The organism is Streptomyces sp. NPDC048171 (assembly GCF_043202655.1).
Taxonomy (GTDB): Bacteria; Actinomycetota; Actinomycetes; order Streptomycetales; family Streptomycetaceae; genus Streptomyces.
The window spans coordinates 696735-708897 of the sequence record NZ_JBIDAU010000001.1; the positions used below are offsets into that span (position 1 = coordinate 696735).

Sequence of the window (12163 nt, forward strand, 5' to 3'; positions counted from 1 at the left end):
CATGCGAACCGCCCGCTTCACCCTCGACCCCGCCTTCACCGTCGGTGAGGTCGACCCCCGCCTCTTCGGCTCCTTCGTCGAGCACCTCGGCCGCTGCGTGTACACCGGCATCTTCGAACCCGGACACCCCTCCGCCGACGCCGACGGGCTGCGCCGGGACGTACTGGACCTGGTCCGGGAACTCGGCGTCACCGCCGTCCGCTACCCCGGCGGCAACTTCGTCTCCGGATACAAGTGGGAGGACTCGGTCGGCCCGGCCGAGGACCGCCCCCGCCGCCTCGACCTGGCCTGGCGCTCCACGGAGACCAACAGCTTCGGCCTGTCCGAGTACATCGCCTTCCTGAGGAAGGTCGGCCCGCAGGCCGAGCCCATGATGGCGGTCAACCTCGGCACCCGCGGTGTGGCCGAGGCGCTCGAACTCCAGGAGTACGCCAACCACCCCGCCGGCACCACGCTGTCGGACCTGCGGGCCGAGCACGGGGACAAGGACCCCTTCGGCATCCGGCTCTGGTGCCTCGGCAACGAGATGGACGGCCCCTGGCAGACCGGCCACAAGACCGCCGAGGAGTACGGGCGGCTCGCCGCCGAGACCGCGCGGGCCATGCGCCAGATCGACCCGGACGTCGAACTCGTCGCCTGCGGTTCGTCCGGCCAGTCCATGGAGACCTTCGCCGCCTGGGAGGCGACGGTCCTCGAGGAGACGTACGACCTCGTCGACCACATCTCCCTGCACGCCTACTACGAGCCGCTCGACGGTGACGTCGACTCCTTCCTCGCCTCCGCCGTGGACATGGAGTCGTTCATCGAGAACGTCGTCGCCACCTGCGACCACGTCGGTGCCCGGCTGAAGTCGAAGAAGCGGATCAACCTCTCCTTCGACGAGTGGAACGTCTGGTACATGTCGAAGTCGCAGGCCGAGGTGAGCGCCCTCGACTGGCCCGAGGCGCCCCGCCTGCTGGAGGACAACTACAGCGTCATGGACGCGGTCGTCTTCGGCTCGCTCCTCATCGCCCTGCTCCGGCACGCCGACCGCGTCGCCGTCGCCTGCCTCGCCCAGCTCGTCAACGTCATCGCCCCGATCATGACCGAGCCGGGCGGCCCGGCCTGGCGCCAGACCACGTTCTTCCCGTTCGCGCAGGCCTCGCGGTACGGCCGCGGCGAGGTCCTCGACGTGCGGGTGGACTCACCGACGTACGGGACGGCGAAGTACGGCGAGGCCGACCTGCTGCACGCGACGGCCGTGCGCGCCGAGGACGGCTCGGTCACCGTCTTCGCCGTCAACCGCTCCCGCACCGAGCCGCTGCCGCTGGACGTCGCCCTCGGCACCCTGGAGCTGACGGACGTCGTGGAGCACAGCGCCCTCGCGGACGCCGACCCGGACGCCCGCAACACGCTCGCCGAACCCGAACGGGTCGTCCCGCACCGGGTGGACGGCACCGCGCTGCGGGACGGCACCCTGACCGCCGTACTGGAGCCGCTGTCCTGGAACGTGATCCGGCTGCGCTGAGCCCCGGCCGGTCAGTCGCGGCGCCGGCCGGGGGAGGCGACCGGCTTCACCGGTACCCCTCCGGCCGCGCTGCCCAGCAGCTCCAGCCGCACTGTCCCGGGCCCCGGCGCCGACTCGCCGTCGGCCAGTACCGCCAGGGCCAGGGTGTTGGCGGCGGCCCGGGTGCGCAGGATGCCGTTCGGCAGGACGAAGGTGTGGGCCGCGCCGGTGCGGCCGGCCGCGTACTCGCCCATGTTCCAGCCGTTCAGGAAGACCTGGACCCGGTGGTCGCCGTCCGGGGCGTCGTCCAGGACGAGGCCGACGGAGGCGTCCACCTCCGGCGGCACGTCCAGCCGGAACGTGGTCCGGTACCAGGTCACGCCCTGGCGCCGGTCCTCGCGCGGGAGGTCCGCCGGGGACGCCTTCTCCCAGTCGCCGTCGTCGTACCCCGGCAGGTACCAGCCGTGCCGTTCCCCGTACAGCCCGCCGTGGTTGAGCGGCCCGCGCACGGGGTCGGGCGCGACCGCGCCCCGGATCCGCCAGCGCACGTCCGGCGAGGCCCCCTCGAAGGCGGCCGACGTCAGTCCGCGGGCCGCCCGCGGGTCGTCCTGGCCGTGCTGGGTGCGCCGGACCAGGACCGACAGGACGGCCGAGTCGCCGCCGTCGGCGCGCTCCCGCCGGGCCGCGCGCAGGCCCGCCGGCACGCCCAGTCCGGCCGTGCCGGTCCAGGTGTCCGGTCCGCCGTCCGGACGGTGGACGCCCAGCGGCTCACCGTCCAGCCACGCCATCAGCAGGCCGCGCGCGCCGGTGGCGTAGGACAGCGCCACCGACTCCAGGCCGGCGGCCCCGGTCAGACGGGCGCGGTACCAGACGTCGCCGTAGTGGTAGCCGTAGTCGTCGGCGAAGAGCACGGGCTGCCCGCCGGGCACCGGGGTGGTGCTGTGCGAGGTCCGCCGGTCGGCGACCGTCCACCCCGAGTCGCCGTACTCCGGCGCGGACTCGGGGTTCTCGGTCCGGCGCCGCCAGCCGTCGAGTTCGGGCAGCGCCACCTCGGGCACGCCGGGCAGCGGCCACACCGTCATCAGGCTCTGGGCGCGGCCGAAGGATGCCTGCACCGCCGTGCCGTTCCAGGTGACCCGGCCGATGCCGCGCGGCGCCCACACCTCCAGCTCGCGCTCGTCGACGGTGTCACCGGTCAGCCGGATCGTGTCCCCGTCCAGCACGGCCTCGCGCAGCAGCTCCGGGCCGCGGACCAGGATCCGGCCCGACGGCGTCTCGAACGGCCACAGCCGCAGGGAGGCGGCGTCGTCGGCGAGGAGCAGCAGCAGGGTGCGGTCGGAATCGGCGCCGCGCACTCGCACCCGGGTCAGCCGGTCCTCCTTGAGCGGGACGGTCACGTGCAGCTTTCCGTGGTCGAACGCCCAGGCGGCCTCCTCGTCCAGCCGGGTCGGCCAGGGCTCCGAGGGGCAGTCCAGCACCAGGTGCGCCATCTCCCCGGCCCGCCCCACGAACGCGGCGATGTCCACCCGCCCCACGCTCAGGGACAGCATGGGCTGCACGGTGGCGTACGCCAGTTTCCGTCCCGCCCCCAGGTGGAGGCCGGTGGCGAGCAGCCTGGCGTCGCGGGCGGGGACGGTGACCTCGACGTCGGTCCCGTCCATCGGGACGGTGGAGGTGACGGCGGCGGCGGAGTCGTTGCGCAGCACGTAGGCGTGGGCGCCGGTGTCCGGGTTGGCCAGGTGGCGCACCCGGAGGCGGGCGTCCGCGGCCCGGACCTCCGCCGCCTCGTCGAGCCGCGTGAAGTCGGGGACGTGGCGCAGCAGGTGCCCGAGCTGGTGGAGCGGGGCCAGTTCGGCGGTGGGCCGGCGTGCCTCGTCGATGGCGGCGGCCGGGTCGTAGGTGGGGGCGGGCGCCGACGGCGCGGGCAGCCAGCCCCACGAGGTGCCGCCGTACGCCATGTGGACGTTGTGCAGGGTGGTCCCGCGTGCCAGGCCGTCGAGGTGCACCCGCCGCGCCTCGGCCGCGTCCCGGGTCCGCTCGGCCTCGTCCCAGGCGAGGGTGGTGCCGGCGTGCAGCAGGGGTACGTCGATGCCGTCGGCGCGGATCCGCTCGTGCAGGTGGGTCAGGTCGGCGCGCCCGGGGGCGTCGGCCCGGTAGAGCAGCACGGTGCCGGTGCCCCGGGTGAACTGGTGCCGGGCGACGACCGCGTTGACCCGGCTCAGCCACTCGTCGGCGTGGCGCAGGTACGCGGGGTCGGTGGTCCTGGGCCGCGCCCCGGTGGCCGCCAGCCAGCCGGGCAGGCCGCCCGCGTCCACGTCGGCGCCGATGTACGGGCCGGGGTGGACCACGACGTACAGGCTGCTCTCCGCGGCCGTCCGCAGGAACAGGTCGAGGTCGCGGACCCCGGTGAAGTCGTACGTGCCCGGGGCGGGGGAGTGCTGGTTCCAGGCGAGGCGGACGCTGACCGCGTTGTGGCCGTACGCCCGCATCTTCTGGAGCACGTCCCGCCACAGGGACGGGCTGGGCAGCCGGAAGGGGTGCAGCTCACCGGACCACAGCGACAGCCGTCTGCCGTCCACCAGCAGGGAGTACCGGTCCAGGGCGACCCGGTGGCGCAGCCCGTCGGCGCCGGGCGGCCCCGGCGGCGGGCCGGTGGGCACGGGGCCGGGGGGACCGGCGGGCGCCGCGCCGCTCACGCTGCCGCCGAGCGCGAGCCCGAGGACGGTGGTGCCCGCGAGGGCGCTGAACGCTCGTCTGCTGAGACTGCTGAGCTCCAAGGGAGCCTCTCCTGTTGCCGTGCTTCCGGTGCTGCCGCGTGAGCGGGACCTCCTGTGCCCGGCCATTGTTCCAGCGGACCCCACAATGGTCGGTATGAGGATCTCGGCGCGTGCGGACTACGCGGTGCGGGCGGTACTGGAACTGGCCGTCCAGCAGGACGACCGGCCGGTCAAGGCGGAGGACGTGGCCACCGTCCAGGACATTCCGCACAAATTTCTGGAGGGGATCCTCGGCGATCTCCGGCGTGGCGGCATCGTGGAGAGCCGGCGCGGAGGGGGCGGCGGGTACCGGCTGGCGCGCGAGGCGACGGCCATCACGGTGGCCGACGTGATCCGGGCGGTGGACGGCCCGATCGTCTCCGTGCGCGGGGAGCGGCCGACGGGGCTGGTGTACACGGGCACGGCGGGGCCCCTGCTGCCGCTGTGGGTGGCGCTGCGTGCCAATGTGCGCCGGATCCTGGAGGGCGTGACGATCGCCGACCTCGCGGCGGGCGTGCTGCCGAACCCGGTCCGGGAGCTGGCGGCGGAGCCGGCCGCCTGGGAGAACCCCTAGGTCACAGGCGTACGGGGTGGGAACCGGCCGGTGTGAATGGCCGGGGAGGCATCTGTCCGCGCCCTGTGGGGGTCCCTACGATGCGGACGTTGCGTGAATGTCATGTGCAGAACACGTGTAGATGGCGAACGCATTAAACATTCACCCCCCACTGACCGGGATGGGAGACGCATGGCCACGGGCCTGCTCCTGAGCGGCACCATCGCCGCACTGCTCACCTCCGCGCTGCCCGCGCAGCACCAGCCCTCCGACGGGTTCGAGGACCCGCCGCCGGACAAGATCGTCATCAAGGTCGCCACGGTGAACGGCTCCGGCTGTCCGCAGGGCACGGCGGCCGTCGCCGTCTCCGACGACAACACCGCGTTCACCGTCACCTACAGCGACTACCTCGCCAAGGCGGGCGGCAACTCCGCGCCCACCGACTTCCGCAAGAACTGCCAGCTCAACCTGCTCGTCCACGTCCCGCAGGGCTTCACCTACGCCGTCGCCAGCGCGGACTACCGCGGCTTCGCGGCCCTCCAGTCCGGCGCCAAGGGCACCCAGCGCGCCTCGTACTACTTCCAGGGCTCCCCGAACACGGAGTTCCGCACCCACCCCTTCGGCGGCCCGCTCAACGACAACTGGCAGGCCACCGACACCACCGACTGGGCCCAGCTGGTCTGGGCGCCCTGCGGGGTGCAGCGCAACTTCAATATCAACACGGAGCTGCGGGTGAGCACGGGCACGTCCGACCCCGCCAAGGTGAGCTTCATGACGATGGACTCGACGGACGGCGACATCAGCACCGTGTACCACCTGGCGTGGAAGGAGTGCCCGGAGTCCTGACCGGCGGCCGGCCCGCGGGCCCCCGGCGGTCAGCCGGCGGCGTCCTCGACGCTCTCCCCGGCGGGACCGCCCTCGCGCGGGCCGCCGTCCTCGGGTCCCACGGGCCGGCCCTCCCAGTGCAGGACGCGCCACCCCGCGTCCGGAGCCCCGGACAGGACCACGACACCGGTGTTCCCCAGCCCGTGGGCGGCGGCGAAGCCGGCGTCGATGTTCTCCGCCCGGGCCGCCGCCCACGTACGGATCACGGCCCCGTGACTGACCATGGCCACGGTCCCGGCCCCGGTGGCCGCGGCCTCCTCGACCACGGCGTCGAAGCGCGCCAGCGCCTCCACGCCGTTCTCCCCGCCCGGCACGCGGCGCGCGGTGTCCCCCGCCGACCAGGCGAGCGCGGTGGTCAGGTACGTCTCGACGGCCTCCCGGTCGCCCCGCATCTCCAGATCACCGGCGGACAGCTCCCGGATGCCGTCCCGCACCACGATCTCCAGGCCCGTCCGGGCCGCCAGCGGCGCCGCGGTGAGCCGGGTGCGCAGCAGCGTCGACGCGTAGAGGGCGTCGATCCGCTCGGCCGCCAGCGCCTCCGGGAGGGCGTCTGCCTGCTCCTGCCCCAGCGGGGTCAGCGCGGGACCGGGTGCGGCCGTGTCCAGCAGGTGCTTGAGGTTGGACGGGGTCTGGCCGTGCCGAATGAGCAGCAGTCGCATCGACGGATCAGTCTCCCTTGAGCCGGGACGGGGACTCTCCACTGTGCCACCCCGCCTCACGCCCCGTCCGGGCGGCAGAGCAGGGGCTTGTCCAGTTCGGAGCAGGGGCGGTGGCCCTTGGAGCGGATGACGTCCTTGCCGACCTCGTCGGACAGGTAGCGCAGGAAGCCCGCGGCGATCGAGTCGGCCGGCGGTTCGCCCCAGGTGTAGGCGATCTCCGTCTGCCAGTACGGGTACGCCCCCTCGTCGGCGCCCTCCAGGGTGGCCGGGTAGCCGTCGATGCGGACCTGCCGGAGGTCGTCGCGTGCCGAGGCGGCGCCGACCTCGCTGTGGCCGAGGGCGCCCGGGGTGGAGGCCACCGTGTCGAGCAGGGTCGCGGTGCCGCCCACCTCGCAGCGGCCCGGCCGGTCCGGGGCCAGCCCCGCGCAGTCGGCCGTGGTGACCGCCGGGAGGGCCCTGCCGTCCAGGACCTGCCGTTCGAGCGTGGTCCGGGTGCCCGAGCCGGGGTTCCGGCTGACCAGGCGGACCGGTACGTCCTTGCCCCCGACCTGGCTCCAGTCGGTGACGCGCCCGGCGTAGATGTCCCGGACCTGCTTCAGGGAGAGGTCCCGGACCCCGGCGTCCTCGTGCACGACCAGCGTGAACAGCGACAGGGCGACGGGTCTGGGGAGCAGCTGCGGACGGCCGTCGGACTTCGGCCCGTCGCTGAACGACAGCCTGTTCCCCAGGCCCCGCCCGTCGGTGGGTCCGGCGTCGGCGCCCGCGGCCGCGAGCGTGTCGAGGCCGTCGACGCTGCCCTTGAAGGAGTTGGCGGTCAGCGGGATACGGGCGTCCGGGCAGGTCCGCTCGTACTGCTCCGCGGCCTCCCGCAGCACCGGCGCGAAGGCCGTGGAACCCGACAGGTGCAGCGTCCCGGCGGCGCAGTCCAGCGGCGCGGCCGTGTCGTCGCCCCCGGCGAAGGTGAGCGCGGACTGGGTGGCGCTCACCAGGATGAGCGAGGCGAGCAGCCAGCGGACCTGCCGGGAGGCGAACGGGTAGTACGCGGTCTTCTTGATGTTCCCGCCGCGCACCCCGCCGACGACCCCCGCGGTGACCTCCGGCTCGGGGAACTCGGGCTCGGTGAAGCCCTCTTCACGGTCCAGGACCGCCAGGACCTTGTAGTGCGCCCTGCGGTTCAGTATCACCTTGGGCAGCTTGATGACCCGGCCCGTGGTCTCGAACCCCTCGGCGCCCGGGACGAAGAAGGTGGGCGGCACCTGGGGACTGCGCTCCGTCACCGTCATGCCGACCACCCGGCGGCCGGGGAAGGCGATGCTGATGCCCACGGGGTCGTTGGCGGGGGCGACGTAGTCACCGGCGACCACGGGGCTCCAGCCGGCGTTCTCGATCCGCAGCAGGACGACCGAGGGGTCGCGCAGGTTCGTCCCGTCCCACTGCATGCGCTGGAGCACCGTCGTCTCCGGTCCCGAGGCGGCCGAGTCCCGGATGGTGGTGTCCAACTGGACGCGGTACCCGAGCCTTTTGCGGCCCGCCAGCACGAACTCCCACAGGGCCGCCACGACGGGCACCGTCAGACCCAGGACGGCGGCCACGGACTCCCACGACAGACTCACGTCCGCCTCCCCCCTCAGGACGGTGACATGGGAGGCCATGGTGGCGGCGGAGGGGGCAAGTGGCCCGCGGATTCGGTGAGTCCGCCGTTCGAATTCACCCGGAGGCCATCTGCGACACCCGGTGTTCGCCTGACGCGGGGTCAGTCCGTGCCGTCGTGGCCGCGCAGGTGCAGTGAGCGGAGGGCGACCTCGATGGCGAACCGGTGGTCGGGGTCGGCGAGCCGGTCGCCGAGGTAGGCGTCCAGTGTCCGCAGGCGGTAGCGGACGGTCTGGGCGTGCACGCCCAGCACCTCGCCGACCTGCTCGGCCGGCGCCCGGGTGGAGACGTGGACGCGGAGGGTCTCCACGAGCCGGTCGCGCCGTCTGGCGGGCAGCTCGTCGAGCGGGGCCAGTTCACGCGCGGCGATCCGGTCGACGAGGGCGGAGTCGGACAGCAGCCACAGCGTCGTCAGGTGATCCTCGCAGCGGATCAGCGGAGTGTCGGGGATGACATCGTCGTCAACGAGCTGCAGCACACGGCGGGCCCAGCGGACGGAGTCGGCGGCCTGCGCGACCGGGACGGTCAGGCCGAGCACGGCGCGGGTGCCGGCCAGCGCCGTACGGAGCATGTCGAGGCGGGCGGGGGTCAGGTCCCCGGGGACGAGCAGGTGCGGCTGCGGGATGTCCAGGTCGGTGAGGACGTCCCGGTCGAGTGCCGTCTGGAGGTGTTCCGGCGCCGGATGGTGCAGGGCGACGAGGAAGCACGACCGGGGCAGCTCCCAGGCCGCGGCCTTGCACAGTTCCGAGATGGTCGTCCGGGGCAGCGGCGAGGCGGTCAGCAGGAAGTGCAGTAACTGTCTTCGTAACGCGGACTCCTCCGTGGCCGCCCGCTCCCGCACCTCCGCGTACCCCTCGCGGGTGATCGCCTCCAGCTCCTCGACGTAGGCGAAGAGGGCGTCGGCGAAGGCGAGGATCAGCGCGGGGGAGAGGCTGTACTGCCGTCCCAGGGTCTTGGCCCGGCGCAGTGCGATGCGGGCGCCGAGCCGGTAGGCGCCCTGCAGGACCTCCAGGTCGCGGCCCTCGTACGCCTCCACCCTGCCGAACCTGCGCAGCAGTTCGTTCCGCACCTCCGAGCTGCTGCCGGGGTTGTCGATCCGGTCCACGAAGGCGGTCAGCGCCTGCTCGACCCCCTGCCGGATCGCGTCCCCGTCCGGGCCGTTGAGCAGCCTGCCGTACACCGGATAGCTGCGGGTGACCTCGATGCGTATCTCGTTCAGCAGCCCCGGGAGCAGCGGCCGCATGAAGGCCGCGAACTTCTTGGGCAGGGGGTCGAGCGGTTCACCGAGCACCGAAGGACGCGCGATGGAGGGCATGAGTATTCCCTTGCTCTGCGACATGTCCGGTGGGGTGGCCGGCCGGGCTCCGTTGCGCGTGGGGTGGAACCTGGCCGGTCCACCAGGCGTTCACCGGCTTGGCTAGCCGACGGTAAATCAACTTCGTTGTGATGTACATCTCTTGGGGAGCAATCGTGCCCTTGGTGTGTGGGACTTTGGCCGTTACTTGACGGCGGAGTGCCAGTTCTCGGCCAGCACCCGGCCGGCGTCGGGGACGACGGTTCCGGGCGCGTTGAGGCCGGTGAGGTGGGTCTGCGTGTTGTTGAGGGTCAGGCTGTTGTTCCCGGCGGCGGAGGGCAGTCCGGTCTTCGCGTTGACGGCCGCGTTGATCAGGCCGACGTTCAGGCCGCAGCCGGTGGCGCCGGGCACCGCGAAGGTGCTGTCGTTCTGGGTGGCGCCGGTGAGGTTGATCCGGCTCATCTCGCCGGCCTCGTCCACGGTGCCGTCGCCCTGGAAGAAGGACATCCCGAAGTCCGGGAAGTTGCGGTTCTCCGGCCGCAGGACGATCGGTTTGGCGGCGGACCCGATGTAGCACTTGTCGCCGAGCAGCGGGTTCTCCAGGTGGATGCGGACCGGCAGGGCGACGATCGGCATGTCGGTGAGGACACCCGCGGTCTGGTCGAACGCGTAGGGCGCGCCGACGGACTCCATGGTCGCGGTGATCTTGTTGAGGCTGGAGTTCTCCAGCGACTGGCAGATGCCCGTGATCACGAAGATGTCGCTCGGGCACATCAGGCCGAGCAGTCCCCCGGGCACGGAGGCGGGCTCGGCGACGAGCGCGCCGGAGGCCGGGGCGACGACCGCGCTGGTGCCGTCCGCGTTCTGCACGACGCCGATCTGCAGGTTGGTCCGGCCCGTGACCACCGTGGTGTTGCCCAGTTTGATGGAGCCGCTGGCGGAGGTGGACACCACACACTGCGGGGTCTTCTCGACGCCGTCGGCGGCCAGCATCGCCGGGGCGTCGACGGGGCATCGGGTGAACGGGGCCCACTCGCCGTTCAGCGAGGGGTCGGCGGCCGTCGCCGTGCCCAGGGACGCGAAGGCGCCGAGGGCGGTCAGCGCGGAGACGGTGGCGAGCCGGGTGCGGGTGGAGGTCGGACGCATGGTGGTGGCCTTCCTTGGAAGTGGGCAGGTGGGCGGGGCAGGAGCGCTCAGCGCTCGGCGACGGGGATCTCGTAGGGCTGGAGGTCTTCCGTGCACTGGCCGGGAGTCTCCGGGGTCGGGAAGACGGGGGCGGCGATCGCGCACGTCTGGCCCTGGACCTGCTTGATGTGGTTGCCGGGTCCGGAGACGGAGGCGGTCAGCAGGCGGTCGAGGTCCTCGCCGTCCGCCGTGCCGCAGCCGGTGAAGGCCGGGATGCTCGTCTCGCCGGACAGCGTGCCGCCGCTCAGCAGCAGGTAGCCGGTGGCCTCCTGGCCGATGAGCTGCTCGCCGCGGCCGTAGAGCACCAGGTGGTCACCGGGGTGATTGGCCGGATCCGGGTCCACGGAGGTGAGGGACGTCTCGGTCCGGCAGTCGGGGCCGACGTCCAGGGGCGTCCCGTTGACCTCCAGGTCGGTCACGTGCGCGACGAGCGGCGCCCGGACGTAGGTGTCCGTGACCGTGGTGAAGTCGGACAGGCGCAGCTTGATCCGCGAGTCGATCCGGATGGGCCCGGTCTGTTCCAGCACCATCGTGGCCTTGACCGGCGCGAAGTCGAAGGACAGGAAGGTGCTCGGGAACGGCGGTGTCTCCTTGCGCCCCTGGTAGTGGAAGTTCGCCCACGACACCGTGTCGAAGATGATGTGCTCCGGGTCGGGTGGACCGTCCACGGGGATGCCCTGCTCGATCAGCAGGCAGGAGGGCGGGAGGTAGGCGGCGCCCTTCATCTTGTTCACGTTGGCGTAGCCGGTGACGTAGGCGTTGAGCGACACGTCCGTGGGCGGGTGCTGCTCGTCGTAGCGGCACGGCGGTACGTCGTCGCGGTCCGGGGCGGCGCCGGGCGCGGTCTCCAGCACCTCGGGCGACCGGTCCCCCTGCCGCTCCTCCCGTCCGTGCCCCTGCGCCTCCCGGTCCGGGCTGGGGGAGGCCCCGTCCGGCCCGGACGGTGAACCGCCCGGGCTCGGAGAACCGTCCGCGCCGACCCGCACGGTGGCCAGCAGCCCCTGGTCGGGCGCGTCCTCGGCGAGGGCGCAGCCGACGGTGAGCGAGTCGGGTCCGGAGTCGGAGTCGGGGCCGGTGGCAGCGGACCGTGGGGCGGCCGGGTCCGTGGCGGCAGGGTCCGTGCCGGCCGGGTCCGCCGGGTCGAGGGCCAGATCGATGGCGAGGGTGCCCGCCGTGAACGTCAGGTCTCCGTCGCCCCGGCCGGCCACCGAGGGGACGTCGCCCTTCGAGACCAGCGTCAACGGCCCCGACCCGGGCAGCGCGACGGGCTCGGCGCCGCCCCGCCAGGTCGCCTTCGCCGTCGCCTCGTTCTGGGCGACGCCCACCTCCAGCCGGGTCGCCGCCCGCACCTGCGCCGCGCCGCGCTCGGTGAGGTCCGCGACGGCCTCCGCCGGGAGTTCGACGGTGGTGGTGACGCCGGACGGCGAGAAGGTCTCGCCCGCGTCGGCCCGTTCCGGGAACTCCGCCGAGATCCGCACCGTCGTGGGCAGTTGCCCCGACGGGAGGGTGCAGACGTAGGGGAGTGCGACCTCGATCTCCTGGGTGCCGGAGGCGGAGGCCGTGGTCGGGATCAGGGCGGCGAGCACGACGAACGCGGCGATCGACGTGGTCCGGGCACGGACCCGGGGCGGCCGGGGTGCGGCTGCTCGTTGGGCTTTCATGCGTCTCCGCTCGGATGGCTCGGGCAGCGTGGGC

At 73.1% G+C, this 12163-nt stretch carries 9 protein-coding genes; 3 read left to right on the forward strand and 6 right to left on the reverse strand.

What is annotated here, in order from left to right:
- Window position 1 precedes the first annotated feature (1 nt).
- Window positions 2–1507 carry an alpha-N-arabinofuranosidase gene (locus tag ACGF3J_RS03035; RefSeq protein ID WP_393853426.1) on the forward strand — a complete coding sequence of 502 codons (1506 nt, stop codon included), beginning with the start codon at window positions 2–4 and terminating at the stop codon, window positions 1505–1507.
- Between the two features lie 11 nt (window positions 1508–1518).
- On the opposite strand, the gene ACGF3J_RS03040 is transcribed toward ACGF3J_RS03035, so the two are convergent.
- Window positions 1519–4263 carry a beta-galactosidase gene (locus ACGF3J_RS03040; protein ID WP_161331242.1) on the reverse strand — a complete coding sequence of 915 codons (2745 nt, stop codon included), beginning with the start codon at window positions 4261–4263 and terminating at the stop codon, window positions 1519–1521.
- Window positions 4264–4357: 94 nt separating this feature from the next.
- Here ACGF3J_RS03040 and ACGF3J_RS03045 point away from each other — a divergent pair, with 94 nt between their 5' ends.
- Both ACGF3J_RS03045 and ACGF3J_RS03050 read left to right on the forward strand, forming a co-directional pair.
- Window positions 4358–4816 carry an RrF2 family transcriptional regulator gene (locus tag ACGF3J_RS03045; protein WP_393853427.1) on the forward strand — a complete coding sequence of 153 codons (459 nt, stop codon included), beginning with the start codon at window positions 4358–4360 and terminating at the stop codon, window positions 4814–4816.
- 171 nt (window positions 4817–4987) lie between these two features.
- Window positions 4988–5641: a DUF4360 domain-containing protein gene (locus ACGF3J_RS03050; RefSeq protein ID WP_161331244.1), complete on the forward strand. Its 654-nt coding sequence runs from the start codon at window positions 4988–4990 to the stop codon at window positions 5639–5641.
- Window positions 5642–5670: 29 nt separating this feature from the next.
- Here ACGF3J_RS03050 and ACGF3J_RS03055 read toward each other — a convergent pair whose 3' ends face one another.
- The 5 genes from ACGF3J_RS03055 to ACGF3J_RS03075 form a co-directional block, all read right to left on the reverse strand.
- The gene (locus ACGF3J_RS03055) at window positions 5671–6339 is read right to left on the reverse strand and encodes a histidine phosphatase family protein (RefSeq protein WP_393853428.1); all 669 of its coding nucleotides are present in this window, start codon (window positions 6337–6339) and stop codon (window positions 5671–5673) included.
- 56 nt (window positions 6340–6395) lie between these two features.
- Complete coding sequence (locus tag ACGF3J_RS03060; RefSeq protein WP_161332332.1) at window positions 6396–7952, reverse strand: substrate-binding domain-containing protein; 1557 nt, start codon at window positions 7950–7952, stop codon at window positions 6396–6398.
- 140 nt (window positions 7953–8092) lie between these two features.
- The gene (locus ACGF3J_RS03065; protein WP_161332333.1) at window positions 8093–9304 is read right to left on the reverse strand and encodes a helix-turn-helix domain-containing protein; all 1212 of its coding nucleotides are present in this window, start codon (window positions 9302–9304) and stop codon (window positions 8093–8095) included.
- A gap of 183 nt (window positions 9305–9487) precedes the next feature.
- Complete coding sequence (locus ACGF3J_RS03070; RefSeq protein ID WP_161332334.1) at window positions 9488–10429, reverse strand: hypothetical protein; 942 nt, start codon at window positions 10427–10429, stop codon at window positions 9488–9490.
- 47 nt (window positions 10430–10476) lie between these two features.
- On the reverse strand, window positions 10477–12129 hold the full coding sequence (locus ACGF3J_RS03075) for a DUF6801 domain-containing protein (RefSeq protein ID WP_161332335.1): 1653 nt from the start codon (window positions 12127–12129) through the stop codon (window positions 10477–10479).
- Window positions 12130–12163 lie beyond the last annotated feature (34 nt).

What these genes read in the sequence shown, in the direction of transcription:
- ACGF3J_RS03035 (WP_393853426.1), top strand. Translation starts at nt 2, where the DNA reads ATGCGAACCGCCCGCTTCACCCTCGACCCCGCCTTCACCGTCGGTGAG.
- ACGF3J_RS03045 (WP_393853427.1), top strand. Translation starts at nt 4,358, where the DNA reads ATGAGGATCTCGGCGCGTGCGGACTACGCGGTGCGGGCGGTACTGGAA.
- ACGF3J_RS03050 (WP_161331244.1), top strand. Translation starts at nt 4,988, where the DNA reads ATGGCCACGGGCCTGCTCCTGAGCGGCACCATCGCCGCACTGCTCACC.
- ACGF3J_RS03055 (WP_393853428.1), bottom strand. Translation starts at nt 6,339, where the DNA reads ATGCGACTGCTGCTCATTCGGCACGGCCAGACCCCGTCCAACCTCAAG.
- ACGF3J_RS03065 (WP_161332333.1), bottom strand. Translation starts at nt 9,304, where the DNA reads ATGCCCTCCATCGCGCGTCCTTCGGTGCTCGGTGAACCGCTCGACCCC.
- ACGF3J_RS03070 (WP_161332334.1), bottom strand. Translation starts at nt 10,429, where the DNA reads ATGCGTCCGACCTCCACCCGCACCCGGCTCGCCACCGTCTCCGCGCTG.
- ACGF3J_RS03075 (WP_161332335.1), bottom strand. Translation starts at nt 12,129, where the DNA reads ATGAAAGCCCAACGAGCAGCCGCACCCCGGCCGCCCCGGGTCCGTGCC.